The 21,676-nt window shown below is 65.9% G+C and carries 24 protein-coding genes; 16 read left to right on the forward strand and 8 right to left on the reverse strand.

Features of this window, described 5'->3' with window-relative positions; translation table 11 throughout:
* Nucleotides 1-177: 177 nt before the first annotated feature.
* From ACFQ9K_RS05990 to ACFQ9K_RS06005, 4 genes are all read left to right on the forward strand, one after another.
* Complete coding sequence (locus ACFQ9K_RS05990) at nt 178-1,485, forward strand: cytochrome P450 (protein ID WP_378715136.1); 1,308 nt, start codon at nt 178-180, stop codon at nt 1,483-1,485.
* Nucleotides 1,486-1,575: 90 nt separating this feature from the next.
* Nucleotides 1,576-2,331: a helix-turn-helix domain-containing protein gene (locus ACFQ9K_RS05995; RefSeq protein ID WP_378715138.1), complete on the forward strand. Its 756-nt coding sequence runs from the start codon at nt 1,576-1,578 to the stop codon at nt 2,329-2,331.
* A 762-nt stretch (nt 2,332-3,093) separates the two neighbouring features.
* Complete coding sequence (locus ACFQ9K_RS06000) at nt 3,094-3,624, forward strand: Rv3235 family protein (protein ID WP_378715279.1); 531 nt, start codon at nt 3,094-3,096, stop codon at nt 3,622-3,624.
* 135 nt (nt 3,625-3,759) lie between these two features.
* Entirely contained in the window at nt 3,760-4,527 is a 768-nt protein-coding gene (locus tag ACFQ9K_RS06005; RefSeq protein ID WP_378715140.1) for an SAM-dependent methyltransferase, read from the forward strand.
* 13 nt (nt 4,528-4,540) lie between these two features.
* On the opposite strand, the gene ACFQ9K_RS06010 is transcribed toward ACFQ9K_RS06005, so the two are convergent.
* Both ACFQ9K_RS06010 and ACFQ9K_RS06015 read right to left on the reverse strand, forming a co-directional pair.
* Nucleotides 4,541-5,191, reverse strand: a complete 651-nt coding sequence (locus tag ACFQ9K_RS06010) for a hypothetical protein (RefSeq protein WP_378982853.1) — start codon at nt 5,189-5,191, stop codon at nt 4,541-4,543.
* Nucleotides 5,192-5,445: 254 nt separating this feature from the next.
* Nucleotides 5,446-5,919, reverse strand: a complete 474-nt coding sequence (locus ACFQ9K_RS06015; protein WP_378715144.1) for a DUF6194 family protein — start codon at nt 5,917-5,919, stop codon at nt 5,446-5,448.
* A gap of 62 nt (nt 5,920-5,981) precedes the next feature.
* On the opposite strand from ACFQ9K_RS06015, the gene ACFQ9K_RS06020 reads away from it, so the two are divergent.
* A complete protein-coding gene (locus ACFQ9K_RS06020; protein ID WP_378715146.1) occupies nt 5,982-6,698 on the forward strand; it encodes a MerR family transcriptional regulator in 717 nt (238 codons plus the stop codon).
* A 15-nt stretch (nt 6,699-6,713) separates the two neighbouring features.
* On the opposite strand, the gene ACFQ9K_RS06025 is transcribed toward ACFQ9K_RS06020, so the two are convergent.
* Nucleotides 6,714-6,914: a hypothetical protein gene (locus tag ACFQ9K_RS06025; RefSeq protein ID WP_378715148.1), complete on the reverse strand. Its 201-nt coding sequence runs from the start codon at nt 6,912-6,914 to the stop codon at nt 6,714-6,716.
* Nucleotides 6,915-6,956: 42 nt separating this feature from the next.
* On the opposite strand from ACFQ9K_RS06025, the gene ACFQ9K_RS06030 reads away from it, so the two are divergent.
* Nucleotides 6,957-7,241 carry a hypothetical protein gene (locus ACFQ9K_RS06030; protein ID WP_378715150.1) on the forward strand — a complete coding sequence of 95 codons (285 nt, stop codon included), beginning with the start codon at nt 6,957-6,959 and terminating at the stop codon, nt 7,239-7,241.
* 240 nt (nt 7,242-7,481) lie between these two features.
* Nucleotides 7,482-7,772, forward strand: coding sequence for a hypothetical protein (locus tag ACFQ9K_RS06035; RefSeq protein WP_378715152.1), 291 nt, complete (start codon nt 7,482-7,484; stop codon nt 7,770-7,772).
* Nucleotides 7,773-7,824: 52 nt separating this feature from the next.
* On the opposite strand, the gene ACFQ9K_RS06040 is transcribed toward ACFQ9K_RS06035, so the two are convergent.
* Nucleotides 7,825-8,781 carry an alpha/beta fold hydrolase gene (locus ACFQ9K_RS06040; RefSeq protein WP_378715154.1) on the reverse strand — a complete coding sequence of 319 codons (957 nt, stop codon included), beginning with the start codon at nt 8,779-8,781 and terminating at the stop codon, nt 7,825-7,827.
* Nucleotides 8,782-8,903: 122 nt separating this feature from the next.
* Nucleotides 8,904-10,067, reverse strand: a complete 1,164-nt coding sequence (locus ACFQ9K_RS06045) for an FAD-dependent oxidoreductase (protein ID WP_378715156.1) — start codon at nt 10,065-10,067, stop codon at nt 8,904-8,906.
* 82 nt (nt 10,068-10,149) lie between these two features.
* Here ACFQ9K_RS06045 and ACFQ9K_RS06050 point away from each other — a divergent pair, with 82 nt between their 5' ends.
* Nucleotides 10,150-10,734 carry a TetR/AcrR family transcriptional regulator gene (locus ACFQ9K_RS06050; RefSeq protein WP_378715158.1) on the forward strand — a complete coding sequence of 195 codons (585 nt, stop codon included), beginning with the start codon at nt 10,150-10,152 and terminating at the stop codon, nt 10,732-10,734.
* Between the two features lie 79 nt (nt 10,735-10,813).
* Nucleotides 10,814-12,238, forward strand: coding sequence for a serine/threonine-protein kinase (locus tag ACFQ9K_RS06055; RefSeq protein WP_378715160.1), 1,425 nt, complete (start codon nt 10,814-10,816; stop codon nt 12,236-12,238).
* A 52-nt stretch (nt 12,239-12,290) separates the two neighbouring features.
* On the opposite strand, the gene ACFQ9K_RS06060 is transcribed toward ACFQ9K_RS06055, so the two are convergent.
* Both ACFQ9K_RS06060 and ACFQ9K_RS06065 read right to left on the reverse strand, forming a co-directional pair.
* Entirely contained in the window at nt 12,291-14,261 is a 1,971-nt protein-coding gene (locus ACFQ9K_RS06060) for a glycosyl hydrolase family 18 protein (protein WP_378982857.1), read from the reverse strand.
* 388 nt (nt 14,262-14,649) lie between these two features.
* Complete coding sequence (locus ACFQ9K_RS06065; RefSeq protein ID WP_378715163.1) at nt 14,650-15,510, reverse strand: C1 family peptidase; 861 nt, start codon at nt 15,508-15,510, stop codon at nt 14,650-14,652.
* A gap of 304 nt (nt 15,511-15,814) precedes the next feature.
* Between ACFQ9K_RS06065 and ACFQ9K_RS06070 the strand changes: the two genes are divergently transcribed.
* The 4 genes from ACFQ9K_RS06070 to ACFQ9K_RS06085 all read left to right on the forward strand — a co-directional run bounded on the left by ACFQ9K_RS06070 (nt 15,815) and on the right by ACFQ9K_RS06085 (nt 19,245).
* Complete coding sequence (locus tag ACFQ9K_RS06070) at nt 15,815-16,432, forward strand: papain-like cysteine protease family protein (RefSeq protein WP_378715165.1); 618 nt, start codon at nt 15,815-15,817, stop codon at nt 16,430-16,432.
* Nucleotides 16,429-17,022 (forward strand): hypothetical protein, encoded by a 594-nt coding sequence (locus ACFQ9K_RS06075; RefSeq protein WP_378715167.1) that lies wholly within the window; start codon nt 16,429-16,431, stop codon nt 17,020-17,022. The genes ACFQ9K_RS06070 and ACFQ9K_RS06075 overlap by 4 nt, the downstream gene beginning before the upstream one ends.
* 121 nt (nt 17,023-17,143) lie before the next feature.
* Entirely contained in the window at nt 17,144-17,995 is an 852-nt protein-coding gene (locus tag ACFQ9K_RS06080; RefSeq protein ID WP_378715168.1) for an inositol monophosphatase family protein, read from the forward strand.
* A 14-nt stretch (nt 17,996-18,009) separates the two neighbouring features.
* On the forward strand, nt 18,010-19,245 hold the full coding sequence (locus ACFQ9K_RS06085; protein WP_378715170.1) for a hypothetical protein: 1,236 nt from the start codon (nt 18,010-18,012) through the stop codon (nt 19,243-19,245).
* 16 nt (nt 19,246-19,261) lie between these two features.
* Here ACFQ9K_RS06085 and ACFQ9K_RS06090 read toward each other — a convergent pair whose 3' ends face one another.
* A complete protein-coding gene (locus ACFQ9K_RS06090; protein ID WP_378982861.1) occupies nt 19,262-19,675 on the reverse strand; it encodes a DUF5997 family protein in 414 nt (137 codons plus the stop codon).
* 36 nt (nt 19,676-19,711) lie between these two features.
* Between ACFQ9K_RS06090 and ACFQ9K_RS06095 the strand changes: the two genes are divergently transcribed.
* From ACFQ9K_RS06095 to ACFQ9K_RS06105, 3 genes are all read left to right on the forward strand, one after another.
* Entirely contained in the window at nt 19,712-20,650 is a 939-nt protein-coding gene (locus ACFQ9K_RS06095) for a LysR family transcriptional regulator (RefSeq protein WP_378715174.1), read from the forward strand.
* Between the two features lie 161 nt (nt 20,651-20,811).
* Nucleotides 20,812-21,363, forward strand: a complete 552-nt coding sequence (locus tag ACFQ9K_RS06100) for an RNA polymerase sigma factor (RefSeq protein ID WP_378715176.1) — start codon at nt 20,812-20,814, stop codon at nt 21,361-21,363.
* Complete coding sequence (locus tag ACFQ9K_RS06105) at nt 21,360-21,647, forward strand: hypothetical protein (RefSeq protein ID WP_378715178.1); 288 nt, start codon at nt 21,360-21,362, stop codon at nt 21,645-21,647. Before ACFQ9K_RS06100 ends, ACFQ9K_RS06105 begins: the two co-directional genes overlap by 4 nt.
* Nucleotides 21,648-21,676: the final 29 nt, after the last annotated feature.

Consider the following 21,676-nt stretch of genomic DNA (forward strand, 5'->3'; position numbering starts at 1 on the left):
TGATGGACTTCCTCCGCGGCCCGAATCTCCGGCGCGCGTTGCGCATCGGCGTCACCCAAAACTGGAACCTGTTGCTGTTCGTGTTGCATGATCGTCTGCAGCGGGGGTGAACCCCGGCGGCAGAAGGGGGCACCACTGTGCGTCTGCGCCGATCTACACAAGGGGACAGGGGTTCAGATGACCACCTCGCTCAATCCGCCGCCGCGGGTGCAGTTGCCGGATGATTTCTTTCGGCGGGCGTACGAGATCTACCCGGGTCTGCGCGAGGCAGGCGGCGTGCATGAGGTGACCTTTCCCGGTGGGGGCACCGCGATTCTGGTCACCGACTACAAGTTGGCCCGGCAGGCGCTGGGCGAGCCGAGTTTGCGGAAGAATCCCGCCGCGACCACCAGCCCGCAGGTCAAGGAGTTCGCCGACCTAACGCTGCCCGCGTTGGCGATGGCGGAGCGGCTGCCCTGGTCGGATCCGCCGGAGCACACCCGCTTGCGGGCGCTGGTGGCCGACGCGTTCACGCCGCGGACCGTGGCTGCGCTCGAGCCGCGCGTGCACGAGATCGCCGAGCGGCTACTCGCCGATCTCGCCGCGTCCGCCGACGATCCGGTCGATCTGCTACCGACCTACGCCACACCCCTGCCGGTGCAGGTGATCTGCGAAATCCTCGGCGTCCCGGCCGATGATCACCAGCAGTTCGGCGATTGGGTGCACACGATGTTGTTGTCCCAGAACCCAGGTCGAGAACGGGCGCAGGCGAGCAAGAAGTTCGCCTACTACCTCATGGGGCAGGTGCGGCACCGCAGGCAGCAAGCCGACCTGGTGTCCCGGACCCCGGCGGACCCGTTGCCGGCCGACCTGCTCGGCACGTTGATCATTCGCTGCGATGCCGCGGTCGCGGAGGATCCCGCGCTTGCCGAGCTGCCGGAGGCCGAGCGGATCACCGCGGCCGACCGGGCGATCGCGACCAACACCACCGTGCTCCTGGCCGCCGGATACGAAACCACCCGCGGCCTGATCGCCAACAGCATCATGCTGCTGACCCCGGAAATCCGTGACGAGCTCGCCGCCGATCCGGATCGCGTCGACACCTATGTCGAGGAGGTGTTGCGCATCCTGAGCCCAGGACCGTTCGCCACCCTGCGGTACACCACGGCGCCATTGACGTTGGGGCAGGTGGAGATTCCGGCCGGCCGGGTGGTCATCGTGGGACTCGGCGCGGCCAACACCGATCCCGCGGTCTTCGACGACCCCATGCGCGTGCACCTGACCGAACGCAGCGGCCCGAGCCATCTCGCGTTCGGTCTCGGCATGCACTATTGCATCGGCGCCCGGCTGGCTCGGCTCGAAGGACAGGTGGCGTTGCGGGCGCTGCTGGCGCGCTACCCCGACCTGTGCCTCGCCGCCGCCCCGGCCGAACTTCCGATGACCGAGTCGATACTCACCGCGGCCCCGCAGTACCTGCCGGTCCGGCTCACTCCCGCTCGGGTGTGAATCGCTATGGCTCAGCAGACCTCTGGAGCGAACGAAGATCACCCGGCACCCGCTCGCCGAAATTCGGCGCCGACAGGCAATCGGCCGACGTTGACGGCCGGCCAAGCCGCGGTCCGGGATCGGCTGGCGAAGGCCAGGCTCGACGCCGATCCCCGGCTCAGCCAGCAGGACCTGGCCGATCTCACCGGCCTGTCGGTCGCGACGATCAAGGCGTACGAGTCGGGCGCACGGAAGGTGACCCATCGCACCTTGGCGACGGTCGCCGCCGCGCTGGAGCTGCCCGACCTGCACAGTCTGGAAGAGATTCTCGTGCAAGGCATTCAGCTCCAGCACGCCATGCCGGGCGCACGGACCGTGCCGGAACCGCGGGACAAGGCGTGGGTGCACAGCATGCCCTTTCCCGCCGCGCTGCTGATCCCTGGGTTGCTGTGGGTGCTGGAGGCGAACGCCGCCTACGAACGGCTCCATCCCGGCGTGCACGCGGGCGGCTCGTTTCTGGAGTGGCTGGTGCTCGACCGTCGTGCCAAACATGTGCTGAGCGAAGATTGGTGGCCCGAAACGCATCTCGGTGTCTGGACCGCCACTCAGCTACGGTCCCATTTCACCGATCCGGCCGATCGGCAGGCATTCGATCGGATGTCCGCGGCGCCGGAATTCCAGATCATGTCTACCCGGCCCACCTCACGGTTCTACGCCGGCCGCGTGCGACTGCATTTGCGGGATCACACCGGTCAGCGGTTCTACTACGTCAACGTCCACCGGGATGCCAACCCGCTGCCGCGCACCAGCACGCCCGCTCTGCCGCCGGTGCTCTTCCATTCGCTGATCCCGGTCGAGACGCCGTGACCCGGGGTGGTGTCCGGGACCGCGGGAAGTGCTACAAGTTGTAGACGTTCTTTCCTTCGGTCCCCGAAAGCCGCTGGACGCGTTGGTGATCGCGAGTGATGAGCCCTCGGGACGGTTGACAAGCGACGTGTGTGGTCAAAGACTTCATCACGACGATTGGAAAGCCCTAGGGCGCATACCGTTAACGATCCGATCACCTGATCGAATCCGGCATCGAGGAGACGAATAACCGACGACCGAAGTTGTTGCGGCGCTTAGCCGTCTATTGGAGTTGGGGTTGTCGACGCCCAAACGTTTTCGGCCCCCGCATGATCCGGATTCCGTTCACGGAACCACAGGATCGACAACAACATTCATCACACCGATTGTTCTTCGGTCGCAGTAAACGGAATCGCCGCGTCATGCCAGGCCATGCACGCGCAAATCGCGGCACAGCCGACGGCCCGAATCGCCCTCCTCGGGACTGCCCCGCGTTCCGAACATTCGTGGTGCCCAATCGTCCCGCCTGCTGACCTGTCGGCGGCCACCTACCAGGTCGACGCGCCGAATCGGCGTGGCTCTCGCCGCTGAAGGTGCACTGCCCGGAGCCGAGCAAGTACGGTCCCCCTTTTGGAGGGGAGGGGACCGCACCGAGTGCTGACCAGGCAGTGCACCTTCAGCGGCGAGAGCGGTCGTTTGGTTGGTGGACGGAGGGAAAGGTCCGTGGCATGCTTTCGCGATCCGATCGCGGGGGATGCGACGGGAACCGAAGGGGGACTCGAAGTGGAAGGCTTTGCCGCGCCGTCGTCGGCGCTCAGTACCGAATCATCAGCGGAGCACCGTCGGCGATGTGCGGAGACGGCAGCCCCGGCGGCGAGTTGGCAGCCATGCCGCCGCCAAGCGACCGCACGCGCCGGCCGCTCTCGTCGGACCGACCCGCACCGCGCGCCGCACGCCGAACCGGTCGTATCCCGCTCGATCGATCGCGCGGAGAGCGATGCGCAGCAATTCTCCGACCAAGCCCTGCGTATCGCACTCGAGGTGCTCGATCGCCGCCGACCGATCGCTCACCTCGCGAGTATGGCCGAGCCAACAGTGGTAGCCGCGGTACGAACGCTGGTCAAAGGTGACTTCGTGCCCGGCCGCGGGTTAGGCACAGCAGTGCTGAAGCGAGTCGACATCGCGATGATCGACGACTCCGCCGCAGAGCTGTTCGCCGCTTACGCCCGAGGCCACCGTCGTTTCGCGCTCGCCGCCCGCATCGCCCGCACCCGCGCCGAGGGCTGGCGTATCACCGCCCTTCGAGTGCGTTGACCGCACATTCGGTCCTTCATGCCGAGGCAGGCCGGGCCGCTGGAGAACTGCCTCGTCGCACGGCGGGCTGAGCTCAGGTTGCTAGGATCGGCGCGCTACCGAGGAGGTGGAGTGTCGGATTCCAGGCAAGTGCCTATGGGAGTTGATCCGTACAAACCTAATTCGGCGCGGATCTACAACTACATGCTCGGGGGTAAGGACTACTACGAGGCGGATCGGGAGTACGCCGAGCGGGTATTGCGGGTTGCCCCGGATTCGAAAGCATTGGCGCAGATGAGTCGCCGGTTTCTGTTGCGGGGTGTCACCCGAGCGGCGGAAGCGGGGATTCGTCAGTTCATCGATGTCGGCGCGGGCATTCCGATTTCGCCGTCGGTCTACGATGCGGCCCGCGAGGTCGATCCGTCGGTGCGGGTGATCTCGGTCGATTCCGATCCGGTCGTGCACGCGCATGCGACGGCGATGCTGTCGGGTTCGTCCGGGAATACGCCGATGTGGGCGGACCTCCGCGATCCTGACGACCTTATCGAGCGGTTGCGTTCGGAAGCGTTGATCGACTTCGCGCGGCCGGTCGCGGTGCTGATCGTCGGTGTCTTGCATTTCATCATGGACGACGAGTGCCCGGCCGAGATCATCGCTCGATTACGTGCCGTGATGGCACCGGGCAGTCATCTGATTCTCACCCACGCCACCAGCGATTCCGACTCGAACTTCATTCGGCAGGCGATGTCGGCGACCAAGGGGAGCTCGGCCGTCCCCGCGTTGCGTTCGAGCACCGAAATCGCCACCTATCTGGATGGTTTCGAGGTTCTCGATCCTGGCCTGGCACCCATCCAGGATTGGCTCGACGACGATTTGCCTGCCACCCGCGTAGAGATCCTGGGCTGCGTCTGTACGAAGTCGTGAGTACGTCGAACGCTCAACCCGCCAGCGCCCCGCCGAGGAAGATCCCGCCGATGATGATCGCGGGCACGCCGAAGACGATGGTGCCGACGATGGCGCCCAGGGCAGCGCCGGGGATGGCGGTGACGATGCAGCCGCCGAGGAAGCCGGGGATGGTGAGGGCGCCGAAGGTGGGGATGGTGGCGGCGCCGCCGACCAGCAGGCCTCCGAGCAGGCAGCCGAGGGAAGCGCCGACCAGGGTGCCGATGATCGTGCCCAGTGCGGTGCCGATGCCGACGATGGTGGAGAAGGTGGACAGGGCGGCGCCGAAGGCGGGGGACATCGGGTCCAGGGCGATGTCGTTGAGTTGGTCGGTGGTGCCCGGCGCCGGGGTCGCGCTCGCGGGGTCCACGCTCGGCGTCAGCGTCGCGGTGTTGCCGTCGATGCGGGCGGCGATCGGCCAACGCTGGTTGTCCCGGTAGTAGCCGAGCGGGAACGCCGCCATCAGGTTGCCGCTGTCGTCGCGGATCTCGAGCTTGTCGTCGGCGGTGTCGAGGGAGCCCGAATCGGTGGACAAGACCATCGACCCGCCGAGCGCCTGTGCGGTGTAGTGCAGCCCGGCCGGTTCGGGGTCGGCCTGCGCCGTGCTCAGCGAACCGGCCACGATCGCCGCCGTCAACACCGACACGGCAACGAATTTCGTCGATACATTCATGCGCACACTGCCTTCGGTTCGGCCTGCTGGCACGGCAGCACCGCGCATCAGAACGGGTTTCGGACAAGTCGCGGGACATCGTGGACGCCTCGCCGTCCCGCCGACGATAGCTATCCCGCATGAAGATATGCGTCAAAGGTAGGTCGGCGAGTCGCGCGAAACAAGGCTAGCTGAGTGTTAGCTGTGGCACATTACCACTGCTGAGCGGGTAAAGTGTCGCGCCCCCTTCAGCGCGCCTCCGAGCTCGAATGGCGCTCGTAGCGCGAACGAGCTCGCTCGTAGGCGGTGTGGAGCAGCTCACGTGTCGTGGTCTCGGTCCTGGCGCCGGGATCGACCACTGCGAGCCATCCCGCTGAGCTGTAGGTCGGATGAGGGAGGACGGTGTCGGTGACGTGGTAGTCCACGTCGGTGGCCTGCTCGCGCGGCGGGCGGCCGGTCCATTCGATGAAGGCTTCTTTCCCGGCTGCGATGTTGACGCGGAAGCTGTTGGGGCGGTGCAGATCCGAGCTGGGTTCGCCGGGATAGTCCTTCGTGACGATCGTCGCGAAGGGCTGGGTTCTGGTGGGGATCTCACCGTCGGGGGAGTAGTAGAAGAAGGTGTCGCCCCAGCTGATCTCCGGCCATTCGGTTTCCGCGGTCGGTCGGAGGGTGAGAACTCCGTCGAGGCCGGCCACGAAGTCGATGATCTCGTCTATGGTCATGGGTTCCAGCGTGTCATTCAAGTGCTTCTGTGGACTTGGCGTGCGACAACGAGGAGATTTACTTGGCAAACCTCAAACCCCAGGTGAAGCGCACGGTCGATATCGCTCGCCGCGCGGGCTACTCGGTTCAGCAGGTGCGCAATCTCGAACGAGACGGCGTGCTGCCACCCGCGACCCGCACCGACACCGGTCACCGGATCTACGGGAATATCCACCTGCATTCGGCGCTCGCCTACCGGGCACTCGCGGCCGGCGTGGGCCCGACCGAGGCGAAGCGGATTGTCCGAGCCTTCCACCACGGCCCGCTCCCGGAAGCCCTCGCTCTGCTCGACGCGGCACACGCTCGACTGCATGCCGAGCGCATCGAACTCGGACACGCCAAACGGGCGGCGGCGTCGATCTCCCTCGAACCGATCGACGACGTGCGCGGCTCCGACTCGATGAGCATCGCCGAACTCGCCGACGCGCTCGGCATCCGCACCTCGACGTTGCGCCATTGGGACGCAGAAGGTTTGGTCATTCCAGCACGCGACCGCGGTGCCCGGCACTATCCGCCGAATCAGGTGCGAGATGCCCGCATCGTTCATCAACTCCGAAAAGCCGGCTACCCGATCGCGCATCTACGCGCCGTGCTGCCGGACTTGCGGACCGCGCACCGATCCGAAGACCTGCACGCCGCGCTCGCCGCCCGCGACGCCGGCCTCGCCGCCCGCGCCACCGCGCTTCTCGACGCCGCCGCGGAACTGCGCACCGTGATTTCACTCGGTACGAAAACCTAATCGACGCAATAGGATTCACTGCTCAAACCGCACCGGCAGCGGAGTGTCGACCGATGGCGCCCACCCGGTGGCAACTTCGGACAAGACTGAAAACAGTGACTGAAAACGATTGAAAGCAAGCGGAATTCGATCGAGACCGGCGGCGTCGAGCATCGCCGACTTGCGGTCACCCAACGGCAATGGCACGATTCCCACGTTCGGGGGGCCGTTCGGCATCGTCGAACTCTGTGTTGGACAAACTTTCGACGGGGGAAATCCGTGAATCTCGACTTCAGTGCCGACCCGCAGTTCTCGTGGTACGTGGTCCTACTGCTGGTGAGCGGCTTGGCGATGCTCGCCCTGTCCTTCGCCAAATCCCAGGGCAATGCGGGCCAGATCCTCAACGCCGTCTTCGGCACCCTGTTCGTGGGTTACGGCATCTATCTCGCCTTCCTCTTCGAAGGCGGCTCGTACTGGATGTTCTTCCAGGCGTTCATCCTGCCGGTGCTGCTGGTGTTCCAGTGGGTCAAGTCGCGGGGTAGCTCCGGTAATCGTTCCGCGTAACGGCACGTATCGGTTCCCGACCGCTAGCTGAGCGGCTGCGGTAGGAGTCACAATCCGCCGCCGACCAGGGGTAACGGGTGCCGCGCCGAGAAAAGGAGTTTCACGGAGCGGCATGTGGCTACCCCTTGGAGAACGCCGATACGGGCCGTCGGCGCGGACAACGCGCAGGCGGCTGGTCGGCGGGACCGCGGTTCGCCGGAACTCGGCGGACCGCCACGACAGCGGGAAGGAAACGAATACATGCTGATGCTGACCCCCACCGCCATCGAGGTCGTTCGTAACATCACCACCGCGGAAGGCACGCCGGACGAGGCCGGCCTACGCATCTCCACCGTGGACGGCGCCGAGACCTTACAGCTCGAAGTGGCCGCGATCCCGGCCGAGCAAGATCAGGTCCTGACCGCGGAAGGCTCGCGGATCTTCCTGGACCGGGAGGCCGCGGCGTTCCTGGACGACAAGGTCCTCGACACCGGAACGGATGCCAACGGCGCCGGCGGTTTCGTTATCGCGTTGCAGGGCAAGTACTCCTGACCGAACGTCGCATGGACGCGTGGCCGCAGCAGTGGCCACGCGTCCGTCCGTTCTAAGCGACCAACGCGAGGTGCGCGCCCCGGCGCTGACCGTTACCACCCGCTCGCGTCAGCAGACGAGCGACGGCCTCGGCCACCCGCTCCGGCTGCTCGAGGATCACCGAATGCCCCGCGCCCTCGACCATGACGAAGTCCGAGTACTCGACCGCGGCGGCCATCGCGACGGAGTGTGCCGCCGGCGTCATCAGATCGGCGGAACCGCACAGCACCAGCGTCGGGATGGTCGAGAGCAGCGCGAGCGCGTCGGTCCGGTCGTAGTCCATGAAGTCGCTCAAGAAGCTCGCCATGGTCACGATCGGTGTCTCGTTGTGCATCGCGTTCGCCAGCGCGAGCACCCGCGGACTGACCTTGCGATCGCCGAACTCCGCCATCCGGATGACCGGCGCGAAAACCTTGCAGGCCACCAGCTTCGCGTGCTGCATCAGCACCGGAGCCCGCCGGACCGCCGCCTGGAACACCGACACCATCGGATTACGCAGCAGCCGCCCGAACCCCGCATCGGCCAGTCCGCTCGCCGCGGTCGCGATGAGCCCGACTCCGACTATGCGCGAACCGATTTCGTGCGGACGCTGGCTGACGTAGGTGAGTATGGCCATGCCGCCCATCGAATGACCGACGAGAATGACCGGGCCGGTGGGAGCGACGGCGTCGAGGACATCGCCCAGATCGCGGCCGAGCTGCTCGAGGTTGTAGGTCTGCCGGGACGCCGCGCCCGAATCGCCGTGACCCCGATGGTCGTAACTGACCACCCTGGCCCCGCGGTACCGGCGCAGCAGCGCGTCGCGAACGTAGGTCCAGGACTCGGTGTGCAGGCAATGTCCATGCAGCAGAACGACGGTGAGCTCCGCGCTGGGGGATCCGTATTCACGAACCGCGAGCGCCACACCGTCTCCGGTCGAAACCGTGGCACGACGTTCGGCCGGGATGACGATGGTGCTGGAGTTCGGCATCGGAGGCTCCGGATTCGCTGGCGGTGACACGTCCAACTCTCCGGCATTCCGGCCGCCGATATCAGGACCCCGAGTGCTGGGCCGCGGCCACCGAGGTGGAGCAGATCACCACCCAGGGTGGGTCACCGGCGGTCCACCTGCGGCCGCAGGAGTCGTTCGTTGAGGTGCTTGCGTATTCCGTCGACGTCGATCGGCTCGCCCGAGGCCATGATCTCATCCAGGTCCGCGCAGGCTTGGGCGGCGGCCTTGGCGCGGGGCAGCATGCGGGCTTCGTATCCGCGGACCGCCTCCTCGAGGGTGGGGTGGGTGGTGATGGCGGCGGCCAGGTCGCTGCCGTCGAGCATGGCGAGGTTGGCGCCGATGCCGAACGGGGGCATGAGGTGGGCGGCGTCGCCGAGCAGGGTGCAGCCGGGAACGGGATCCCAGGTGTGTCCGACGGGCAGGACGAACAGCGGCCGGTTGACGAATCCACCGTCGCTGCAACGGAATAGGTCGAGCAAGCTGTCGTGCCAGCCGTCGAACATGGTCAGCAGGTACTCGCGTACGGCCGGGGTGTCGTCGAGGTCCAGGCCTGCCGCGAGGTACCAGTCGTGCGGAATCTCCAGCCCGGCATAGACGCGGATGTGGCCGCCGCTGTTGCGCTGCGCGGACAGCATCGTGCGACCGGACTTGGCGACGACGGTGCCGTTGCCGACCAGCTGCGCCAGCGCGGGGTGCCGGGTATCGGCGTCGTCGAGGAAGGTTTCGATGAGGGTGCTGCCGGTGTGTGCCGGGGTGGCGGCGGACAGGGCGGGCCGGACCCGTGACCAGGCGCCGTCCGCGCCGACGACGAGATCGAACGTCGCGGTCGCGCCGTCGCGAAACCGCAGGGTCGAGCCGTCGATGACCGACTCGACCGCCTGTCCCCAGCGGATCGTCCCGGGAGTGAGCGATGCGAGGAACAGACCGCGCAGTTGACCTCGGTCGATCTCCGGAGCGTAATCCTCGCCGGCGGAAGGCTGTTCGTGACGCAGGAGTCGCGCGGTGGCGGGATCGAGCGCCCGCATCTCCTGGCCTTCGAAACGCGCCGAGTCGCGGAACGCGTCGAACAGCCCGGCCGCGCGCAGCGCGACCTGACCGGTGTCGGCGTGCAGGTCGAGTGTCCCGCCCTGGCTGCGGGCGTTGGGGGAGGGCTCTTGTTCGAACACGGTGACCGCGCGCCCGCGCAATTGGAGTCCGCGGGCGCACGCGAGTCCGCCGAGGCCGGCGCCGACGACCGCGATGCGGGGTTCTGGGGAGAAACTCATGCCTTCATGAAACCTAACTCACTGCAAAAGTGCAATGACTAAACTTTCATAGTGACTAGACCTTCATTGGTAGGGTGGCGGCGTGGACGAACCGATCGGGCGCCGCGAGCGCAAGAAGGCCCAGACCCGCAAGTCGCTGGCCGATGCGGCGCTGCGCCTGTTCCTCGAGCACGGCTACGACAGTGTCGGCGTCAAGGACGTCGCCGATGCCGCCGACGTCTCGGTGACCACCCTGTTCAAGCATTTCCCCAGCAAGGAAGCCCTGGTCTTCGACTTGGACGACGACCTGGAGGCGGCCCTTGTCGCGGCGATCCGCGACCGCGCCCCCGGCCGGTCCATCCCGCAGGCCCTGCGCGACCACATCCTGTCGCGGGTAGCGCGAGTGCAGGCAGCGTCGGGGCAAACCGCCGCGTTCGTCCGCATGATCGCCGACACGCCCGTCCTGCGCGAGTACGCCCGCCGCATGTGGCTTCGCCACGAAACCGCCCTGGCCGTCGCTATCGCCGAAGCTGTCGGCGCCCCCGCCGACGACCTCGCCTGCGCCGCCCTGGCCCGCTTCGCCCTGGACGCCAGCGATCTCATCGAGCGCCATCCCGACCCGGAACGTGCCGCGGAAGACATCTTCGAGCTTCTCGAAAATGGCTGGAATACAACGCATCCCGAATAGCCCCTGATCGGATCGGCCGGCCCGAATCGGACACGGGTTATGCTGCCTCGATCCGAATGCTCGAGCGGAAGGGGGCGTGGTGCCTGGGGTGGGGGACTCGTTCGCCGGTTATCTCGTCGAGGGCGTGCTCGGGCAGGGTGGGATGGGCACGGTCTACCGGGCCCGGCATCCGCGGTTGCCGCGGCTGGTCGCGCTCAAGCTGCTGCATCGTGCGGTGTCCGAAGACGAGGAATTGCGGCGGCGTTTCGAGTTGGAGGCGAACGTTGTCGCGCGCTTGGATCATCCGGGAATCGTCGGGGTCTACGACCGCGGTACTCAGGACGGGCATCTCTGGATCTCCATGCAGTACATCGCGGGCACCGATGCCGCGCGACTGGATCCCCGTGCGGCGCCCGCGGCACATGTCGTGCGGATTGTCGCCGACACTGCGGACGCGCTCGACTATGCCCACAGCCGCGGCGTGCTGCATCGCGACATCAAGCCCGCGAACATCCTGCTGGCCGAGTCGAATTCCGGTCATGGGCCGCGCGCGATCCTCACCGATTTCGGTATCGCCCGCCTGCTCGACGCCGACACCAAGCTGACCGCCACCGGAACATTCACCGCCACACTCGCTTACGCGTCGCCGGAACAACTGTCCGGCGAGCAGGTGGATCATCGCGCCGACCAGTACTCCCTGGCCTGCACGCTCTACACGCTGCTGGCCGGCCAGACCCCTTACCCCGCAACGAATCCAGGCCAGATCGTCGCCGGGCACATCACCAAACCGGTCCCACGACTCACCGAGCGGCGACCCGACCTGCCGGCATCGCTCGACGAGGTGATCGGTCGCGCCATGGCCAAGCAGCGACACGAAAGGTTCGTCAGCTGTAGCGAATTCGCGGAAGCGGCGCAGGCTGCGCTGTCCGGCCGAGCCGTCGTCGCGGGGTACCGGACGGCACCGACCGTGTTCAACACCCGGCCCGAACCGTCCCCCGCGGTCGACATAGATCCGCGCCGCCGCACCGCTGCGACGATGCTGAACCAGCACTCGGATCCGGTGGGGGCGCAGCCGTGGCAGCCGTCGCCTGCGGCCGATCCGCCCCCGCCGTCCGGCCGCACCGCCCGGACCGCGGCCGGCCTCGCCCTGCTCTTCGGCCTGATCGCCGAGGTACCCGCGGTCGGCGCGGTGATCGAGCTGGCCAGGGGGCACGGCACCGACGCGGCGGCCGGAATGATCGCCATCGCGGCCGTCGTCACCGCCCTGTCGGCGCTGCTGATCGGCGGGGCAGTGGCACTGCTGTTGCGAAAACGCGGCGGAAGGCTAGCGGTCGCGATCGGTTCGGCGATCGTCATGCTTGCCGGCTTGGCCGCCGTAGGTGCGGTGCTCATCGATCGGGACTACACCGGTCTGGGCATTTTCGGTGCGGTGCCGGTGTTTTCGCTCGCCGCCCTCTGGTGCGCGACCTCGCATTCGACCACGCGCTGGCTCGGGTACCGGCCGCTGGACGACAGCGAAATCTGACACGGAAAAGGTGGGCCTCGTAAAACGAAGCCCACCTTCACATTCCAGCCTTCTATTTCAGCGTGATGTCATCCACGCTGTACGATCCCTGGCCGTACCAGCCGTGCACCCAGACGGTGACCTTCGTGGTCGAGGCACCGGTGCTGAACTTGGTCGAAAGTTGCTGGTAGGCACCGCCGGTACCCGGAGTCCAGGTGGACGTGTCACTGGTGCCCGAACCGGTGACGCCGAGGTAGACGTAGTTGCCGTTCACCCACGCCGACAGCGTGTACGCGTGATTCGGCTCGACGGTGATCTCCTGCGCGCACTGGGCGGTATCGCTGCTGCTCGCCGCGGCGGTGAGGGCGCTCTTGCCGCCGTGTACCGGGCTGGTGACGAGGGTGCCGAGGTTGCCGGCGCAGGACCACGGGGACAGCGAGCCGGCCTCGAAATCACCGTTGACCACACCGTTTCCGGTGGGTGGGGTGGTGGTTGTCGTGGTCGGCGGCACGGTCGTGGTGGTGGTTGTCGTGGTCGTAGTCGTGGAGGTGGGCGGAGTCGTCGGTGTGGTGGTCGGCGGCGTGCAGGTGGACGCGCTGCCGTTGACGGTCTTGATCACCTGGTTGAACAGGGTCGACGCTGCATCCAAATTCTCCAGCGAGTACATCATCGCGCCGCCGAGTCCCTTGCAGTGCAGGTAATCCGACTTGGCCTGAATGGATTGCAGCGAGTCGCCGCCCCAGAAGTTGGTGCCGTCGTAGAAGTAGGCGGCCTGCGCTACCGGGTCGTAGAACGTGCGGGACGGATTGTCGACGACACCGGCCAGCTCCTTGTACATCCGGATGCCGGGGACGTTGCCGGAGGACGGTCCACCCGGCGCCGGGCCGGTCGCGGGTTGGAACAGCCCGTTCTTGTTGCCGGGCTGCACGCCCGTCCAGCCGCGGTAGTAGAACGGATAACCGATGGTCAGTTTGGTCGGCGGGAAGCCGCCCGGGATGCCGTAGGAACTGTCGCCCGTGGTCCACGCGGTGATCGCCTCGTCGATGTTGTACTTGGCGTTGCCCGGCGGCACCGGGTTCATCGGATCGTCCGGCCGGCTGTAGATCGGGTCCTGGAAGTTGGTCGGGCCCTTGGCGTCCCACGCTCCGTGCATGTCATAGGTCATGACGTTGACCAGGTCGAGGTAGTTGCCGAGCTTGTCGGTCTCGTAGTTGCGGATCTTGTCCTGCCCCGCCGCCACGGCCGCGGTCAGCGAGTAGCGCTTGTTGTCCAGTTGGCCCTGCGCGTCCAGCTGCTTGCGCAACTCGGCGGTCAGCAGGGTGAAGTTCGCCCGGTCGGCGGGCGAGGCGTGGTTGCCGAGATGGCCGCCGCCACCGGGATACTCCCAGTCCAGGTCGAGGCCGTCGAACACGCCCTTACCGGTGCCGGGGCCGCCGTAACCGTCGGCCTTGGGCAGGTTGCCCTTGATGAACATGTCGATGCAGGAGGCCGCGAACTTCTTGCGCGAGGCATCGGTCGCGGAGATATCGGAGAAGAACTTCGAGTAGGTCCAGCCGCCGATCGACAAGAGCACCTTCAGGTTCGGGTGCTTCGCCTTCAGCTGCTTGATCTGCTTGAAGTTGCCGACGATCGGGTCGTTCCAGGCGTCCGCGGTGCCGTCGACGCTGATCGACGCGCCGAACGATTTGCCGTAGTCGGCGAACGAATCACCCGCGCCGTCACCGGCATTCGGGTTGTTCTCGTCCTGGCTGGCCGCCTTGTTCGCCTCGAAGCAGGTCAGGTCGGTGGGGTGGATGTTCGCGAACGCGTACATCATGTAGTCGAGCTTGCCCGCCATACCCGAGGTGTCGACGTTCTTGAGGTAGAAGGCGTTTTCGTAGACCGACCATTGGTTGTAGTAGCCGATTTTGACACCGCCGGACGTCGGGGGAGCCGCGGCCGCGGTCTGGGCCGGCGCGTTGGTGAATCCCACCAACACCGCGGCTATGCCGATCAATAGACTCGCGACCATTGCGACGAGCCCGGTAGATTTCGCCGTTCGCATGGGGTCCTCCCTATGGGGACGTTGGATCGGTCCCCGATGAACGGAAGTCGCATAAAGGTCAGCGAATCGTTCACCGCGACATTTCTGTGCGCGCGGCGATGGCCCGAAGATCGTAGGCGAACGAGAACCGAAATATATTGTGCTGGTGGTTGTCCCGGCCGATGGGGGTGCCGCCGATTCCGGCCAACCGTTTGAATCATGACATGAACGGCGACCCTCGGATCCCCAGTGAGAGTGGGGATCTTGGCTGGTCAGCGTCGGTTTTCCCCAGTTCTGAAGGGTAGACGCCGAGCAGATTGCAGGAGGTGCAATCGGTGGAAACGCCCGGTTCCTGCCGGCGGTGCCGCCGACAGGAATCAGGACTTCGAACTACTCATGATGTGATCGATCATCCGGTGACAAGTCGTCCCATCGAGTGAATTTCATCGACGTCGCCGCCGGTGATGAAGGACCACGGTGCGGTGAAGAATCCGTTGTCTCCCCAACTCGCGCCCCAGGAATTCTGGATGGTGACGCCATTCTGGTCGTATCCGACGATCGTCACCTCGTGGCCGCCCACCGTGCGCTCGTTGCGGGACGGGTTGTAGCGGGAGTGGCCCGGGCCCAGATCCATGAAGCTCTGCCTGACCTCGAAGCCGATCGGGACCGGCAGGCCGGCCGCGATCGCGTTCTTGATGTTGGTCACGCGGTCGCCGGAATCCAGATCCTGTGCGCCGGACAGCTTGTAGTGCGCGGCATTCGCGCGCTCCGACGCGTCGGGCTGGGTGGTGTAGTCGAAATCGCCCTGCCAGTAGTGGGATTTGGTGTCGATGCCCTGGTTACGTTCCATCGGCAGCGCGACGCCCGCCCAGGTGCCCTGGTCGTTGCCCTTCGCGATCTGCGCGTAGATGTACATCGGGGCCATCGGGCCGCCGGCGATCTTCTGCTCGTTCATCAGCACGGCGTAGCCGGTGTACCCGGTCGCCCAGGCCACGCAGGACCCCACCGGACCCTGGTCACCCGCCGGCGCCGCGAACTGCTTGAGCGAATAGGACGGCGGCGCGACGGCGGAGCCGACCCGCACCGGCAGCGCGAAACCGGTGCTGGTGTCCTTGTCCTGATTGGCTTTTGCCGCTTGTACATCGAAGCCGAAGGAATGGTGCTTGAGTTCGGGGCCCGAAGTGGGCGGATCCGCCTGTGCGATTCCCACCGACACCAGTCCGATGCCGACCGCGAATGCCATCGCGGCAGGCAGTTTCGAATAACGCATGACAACTCCTGGTTGATTTGTCCGTTTTGTCGATTTAGGGCAGTTGCCCGATGCGCACCGGACGCCGAAATTGTTGAACTGTGGAACAGTTCGGGCTCTCCGTTGCTACGTTGCGAATGCTCCTCGCAAAACATCAGTGCGGCAACAGCATTGGGTGTTGTTATCGTGTTTCGTATTGGGGACGTTCCCCACTTGCCGCCGTCGGAAGTCGCGGCGTAGTTTTTCCTGAAATTCAGCAACCCGAAAGAGGGGTGCCCTCGTGCTGCCGCGAAGAAAATTTCATGCCTGGATAATCGCCGCGACCGTGGTGATCCTTTCGTGCGGCCATGGTGCGTCCATTGCCGAACCGCTTTCGCCTGGAAAGGATTTCACCGCGCGCCCGGCGGGGCTGAAGGTCACCACCGGACTGCCCGGCGTCATCGAACCCCGGGTGACCGCGGTCGGCTCGAAAACGCTGTCCTACGCGCAGCAGGTGCAAGAGTGGAATCAATGGTGCTGGGCGGCCGACGGTGCCGCGATATCCACCTACCTCGGTCGCCGAATCGCGCAGGCCGACTACTGCAAACTCGTGCACGACACCGCGCAGGGCAAACAGTGCCCCAACGAGAGCGCCTCACTCGAAGAGATCGCCGCCGCGTTCCAGAAGATCGGCTTCGACGCGTCGGTCGGCTCCCCGTTCTCCATGACCAGAATCGCCGCCGAGATCTCGGCGAACCGCCCGATCCTCACCGGCATCGCCTGGACCGCGGGCGGCGGGCACGCGCAAGTCGTGTATGGCTACGACGCAGGCAACGGCACCGTCACCTACGGAGATCCCTGGCCGACCGCCCAGCGAATCGTCACGCGGACGCTCGCGTCCTATACCCAGAACCCAGAATGGGCTTGGTTCGGCGAAGATTACGGAATATCGAAAAAGAAATGAACCGGCCCGCCGCAGTTTTCTTGATCGCCGCCGCGCTGACAATCCCCGGCTGCGCCGCGCCACCCCACAGCCCGGCCGACCTCAGCTGGGCACCCACCCCCGAGACCGAAACGATCGATCGCGTCCTCGAATCCCCCGCGGCAACTCGACTGGCCGCCTCATTCCTCCGATCCCAGCACCCACCCGTCGCCACCGAAGACCCACACCCCTGCCACCGCACGGGCACCCAAATACTGATCTACGCGACCAATCCGAATTTCGCGACCGATCCCCAATCCTCCCTACCCAACGCAGGCACCCCCTCCTATATAGCGGTACCCGCCGCCATCACCCCCCGAACAACCTCCGACACAATCCAACTCACCCCAACCCCGCCCCACACCCCCCAAGCAATAGCCACCGGCACCGAAGAATCCCAAGCCGCCCGATCCCTCCCCGAATCCGCCCGCCTCCTCCTCGACTACCCCTCCCACACCTGGTTCGCCTGGACCCCAACCCAAGTAACCACAATCTCCTCCAGCACCCACCCCGACCTCAATGGAAAACAATTCACCACAAACCAGTTCAAGGAATGGCTGAAATCGCGGTAAGGCAGCCGATCGACCCGAATGCGTCTCGAGTGCCGAACAAGTGATCGGAACCCCAGGTTAAGGCCTCAGGAACGCCCCGAGCCGCTACGCTCGACGGACAACACTCTGCGGGGAGGGCGCGTTGCGGGACGTCGGATCACTGTGGAAGGCACTGGACGAGCAGCTGCTGCCGTTGCTTCGCCGATACCGCCGCAACCTCGCGTCGCTACAGGTCGATACGAAGCCCGACGACACACTACTGTCCGAGGCCGACCTCGCCACGCAGAAGGCCATCATCGGAACCATCGGACGGCACTTCCCCGGGTCCCGATTCGTCGCGGAAGAAGACGAGACGGAGCTGCCCAGCTCGGGTGAGCCGACCTGGATCATCGATCCGATCGACGGCACGAGCGAGTTCGTCGCACTCACCGGACGCGAATTCTGTAGTGTCGTCTGCCTTCTCGAAGATGGCGTACCGACCGCGGCCTACGTCCTTGCCCCTGAATTGGGCGCCAACCGGTCGCCGATAACGATTCACTGGTCGGGCGAAGTCACCGTGAACGGGCGGCCCGCCGATCCGCTGAGCCCGACAACGTACCCCAGACGCGCATCGGTTACGCGCAGCAAGAACTCCGCTGCCCGCAAGTTCGAAATCGGTCTCGCCGACGCCGGTTGCCTCATGAAGACCCGTACCACCTCGCAAACTCTCGATATGGTCAGAACCTGCATAGACCTGTCCGCTTGGACGCAGACCCCAGAGTCCCAGTTCGACCTGTTCTACCGCCCCGACCAGAAGGTTTGGGACGGCGCCGCGGGCATCGCTCTGACAACCGCAATGGGCCGCACCGCCTCCGATGGCCACGGATCAACCCCACTGCCGCTCACCCGGCAATTCCTGAACCAACGCGAGCCCATTTTCCCCGAAACGATTACCGGCGACCCGAATTGCGTGCGCTGGTTCGTTGAGTTGCTCGCCGAGTCCCGGAGTGGTTGATGTCGAATCGAGTCATGGTGGACATCACGACGTTCATCAGTGCCGAGGAATTCATCCTCTCCCAGAACCACACCTCCCCGTCCCGCCCCCGCGATCCGTTCGCGCAGCAGTGCTACGCGGAACTTGTCCAGTCGCTGATCTATTTCGATGAGGTGCTCGTCCCGCATCCGACGAAGCTGAACCCGATTCCCGCCGACTATGGCGACCTTCCGCGAATCCTTCGCCATCTCTTCGATCTGCGCATCGCCGTGCCGTTGTCGATCGGCCCCGATATCGAGGCAGCTTTGGTCACGGCCGAGCACACCGCCGTGGAGACGCTGAAGACAACCGGCGTCGAGACCATGCTGCGGTTCATCGACAAGACCCGCCGCGCCGATCGCGAGGTACAGGAGCGCGGTGGCGGTCAGCGGATGCTGGCGAATATCGCGGCGTGGGCGGACTACCAGTGGGAGAACGTGCGGATCGAAGGTCACCACCGCTCACGCATCAGCGGTGCGGATGGGGTGGAACTCGACCCGTTCGGCCAATGGGCGCGTGCGTCATCGTTCGCGATGGAGGGACAATTTCGCAGTTTGATCGAGGACAGCGAACAGCAGCTGTGGCTGATCGCGACATTGGTGCGGTCCTTGCGTTATTCGGCGCGGGCGAAGGTGAAAAACATTGCTTACACACCACATCCGCTGCGCCGCGACTTCTCGGTGATGTTCGACCTCTTCGACGACGGTGTCGCTGAGAGTGCGATCGAGGAAGTGATTTCGGCGGTTCGGGGGATACCCAGCGAGATTCGGAAGGTCGCCGGGGCGCGGCAGGGGCGTCGGTTGCAGATGCTCGAGTATCAATTGCCGCTGCTGGGCGGCCGCTTGTGGTCACTGCGCGACCGCGGACGCTACTCCGATGAGCGTTGGCTGGCGATGATCTGTGGGCGCATCGATGAATACCGCTCGCGGGCCGTCGATTTCCGGCGCGCGTTGTCTCGCTGTGACACCGAAGAGGAAGCGCGTCGGCTGGAACTCGACGTGGAAGGCGTCCGCGATCAACTACTCAGACGATTGGGTCTCGAATCGGCCGAACCGAACGAGACGGAGAACACCCTGATCGAGGCGGCGGCATCGGTCGCGGAGCTGGTGGGGCCGGGTATACCGATCACCCGGCCACTTCGGCTCGCCCTGGTTCCCTTTCGCCGGTATTCGGGGACCTTGGAGAGCCTGCACCAAAAGTTTCTCTACCGCGAGTTCGTCAGCGGGATGTGAAAGTGTCCGGCGAGCGCTAGGTGCGGTTCTTTGCGGGGCGGTTGGTGGCGGCGCGGCGCTCGGCTTCCTTGGCGGCGATTCGCTCGTTTTCCTTGAGGACCTCGGCGTAGTTCTCGCGTTCGCGGATCAACCATTCGGGTGGGTCGGCGAGGAGGGTGGCGATTTCGTCGGCGGTCAGGGCGTCGGAGACTTCGGCGCGGGAGAGGCCGGAGTTGGAGACGCCGAGTTTGCGGGCGGTGACGTCGCGGGGGAACGGGCCGGTGCGGCGGAGTTCGGTGAGCCACTCCGGGGGGTTGGTGCGGAGGGCGTCGAGGTCGGCGCGGGAGAGCGGGGTGTTGCGGAAGGATTCGGGGGCCGCGGGCAGGTAGATGCCGAGCTTGTTGGCTGCGGTCAGGGGCTTCATCAGCTGGGGGTTCGGGTCCGGGCTCACTGAAAGAGCGTATCCGGTGCCGATATGGTTCCTGGCATGAGCCGGTTCGAGTCGATTGATGTCACGCGCCTGCGGTGGTTTGTCGCGGTGGCCGAGGAGTTGCATTTCGCGCGGGCGGCGAAGGGGTTGAAGATTTCGCGGCAGCGGTTGAGTCAGACGGTGATCGATCTGGAGGGGGAACTGGGGACGAGGCTGTTCGTGCCGGGGGCGCAGCCGACCCAGTTGACCGCGGACGGCGAGGCGTTGCTGGGCGAGGCGCGGGAGTTGATCGCGCGGGCGGCGGAGGCGGCGGCGGAGGAACGTCCGACAGGCCCTGCGGCGTTGCGGGTGGGGTTCGTGCCGGGGGTGACGGTGTCGAAGTGGACGCGAATCTGGAGTGAACGCTTTCCGGATACGCCGCTCGAGGTGGTGGCGGTGCCGATGGGGGAGCAGGAAGCGGCGCTGCGCGAGGGGCGGGTCGCGCTGTGCTTCGTCCGGTTGCCCATCGATCGGGACGGAATGAGCGCGATTCCGCTGTACCGGGAACTGCCGGTGGTTGTGGTGCCGAAGGACCATCCGATCTCGGTGTTCGAGCAGGTGAGCATGGCCGACCTGGCGGAAGAGCGGATGCAGGACGCGTCCGATATCGACGCGGTCGAGGGCGCCATCGAGCTGGTCGCGGCCGGCGTCGGTGTCGCGGTGGTCCCGCATTCGATCGCCCGGCTGCACGCCCGGCGTGACCTGGTGTACCGGACGGTGACCGATGTCGCCGACACCGAGATCGCCCTGGCCTGGCCGACCGAGCGGACCAGCGATCTGGTCGAGGATTTCGTCGGCGTGGTCCGCGGGCGGTCCGAACGCAGTTCTCGCTCGCCGTCCGCGCGCGCCAAAAGTACTGAGCCGCAGAAGAAGTCACCGGCGAAGCGAACCGGCCGGCCGAACCAGGCAAGGAACGCGTCGGCCAAGAAGAAGCCGGCGAAGCGCCGAGGACGCTAGCCCAGGGTGAATCCTTTTGCGGTGTCACCCCCTCTCATATCCGGGCCGGCGACGATGTCGGCCGGAGATCGGGAGGTTGTCGTGATCATTGCCGCGATTGTTGTGGCCGTACTGCTGATTTGTGCGTGCAGTATTGCCGTGCTGCGGCGTCGGAGTTCGAAATGAGCTGGCCCGACGAGCAATTGGTGGCGGCGGCGCGGGCGGGTGATGTGGAGTCGCTCACCGCGCTGGTGTCGGGGACGCGTCCGCACATAAGACGGTTCGCCTTTTCGCTGTGCGCTTCGGCCGAAGACGCCGAGGACGCGGTGCAGGAGGCGCTGATCATTCTGTATCGCAAGATCGGCACGTTGCGGGCATCAGGGGCGTTGGCGTCGTGGATGTTTCGGATCGTCCGCAACGAATGTTTGCGCCAGGTAAGGCAATTGGCGCGCCGGAGTGAGCCGATACCGGACGATGTTCCGATGAGCTCGGCGGAGGACGAGGCGCTGCGCCGCTGGGAGTCCGCGCGGGTGGCGTCGGCCATCGCGGCCTTGCCGCCGGACCAGCGGCAGGTGCTGATCATGCGGGATATCCAGGGCCTCGGCGGCCGAATGGTGGCCGAGCGGCTCGGTCTCAGCACGGCGGCGATGAAATCGCGGCTGCACCGTGCGCGCTCTGCCGTGCAGTGCTCGTTGCGTGACGGTTGTGTGCCGTCCGAGGACGGCCGCGCATGAACGAGCGGACCTTCGCGAGCAGTTCGGTGCCGCGCCATCTGCTCCGCGGCGTGGCGGGATTCGGCGCGTTGATCGGAGCGTTCGCGCTGTTGCCTTGGTTAGGGGTGGCGAGTCTGCTGCTCGCCCCGGTCGGCTTCGTCGCGCTCCGCGGCTGCCCGACCTGCTGGGCGATCGGGCTACTGCAAACGATCTCGCGGGGCAGGCTGCAACGCTCCTGCACCGCCGGTCAATGCCAACTGATCCGGCCCGGCGAGCGGGACACAGCTGCGGCAAAACGCGAGTAAGTCCGCAGTGATGTCCCGCTCGAGGGGAG

Origin of the sequence: Nocardia sp. NPDC056564 (assembly GCF_042793755.1) — a bacterium.
Classification (GTDB): Bacteria; Actinomycetota; Actinomycetes; order Mycobacteriales; family Mycobacteriaceae; genus Nocardia.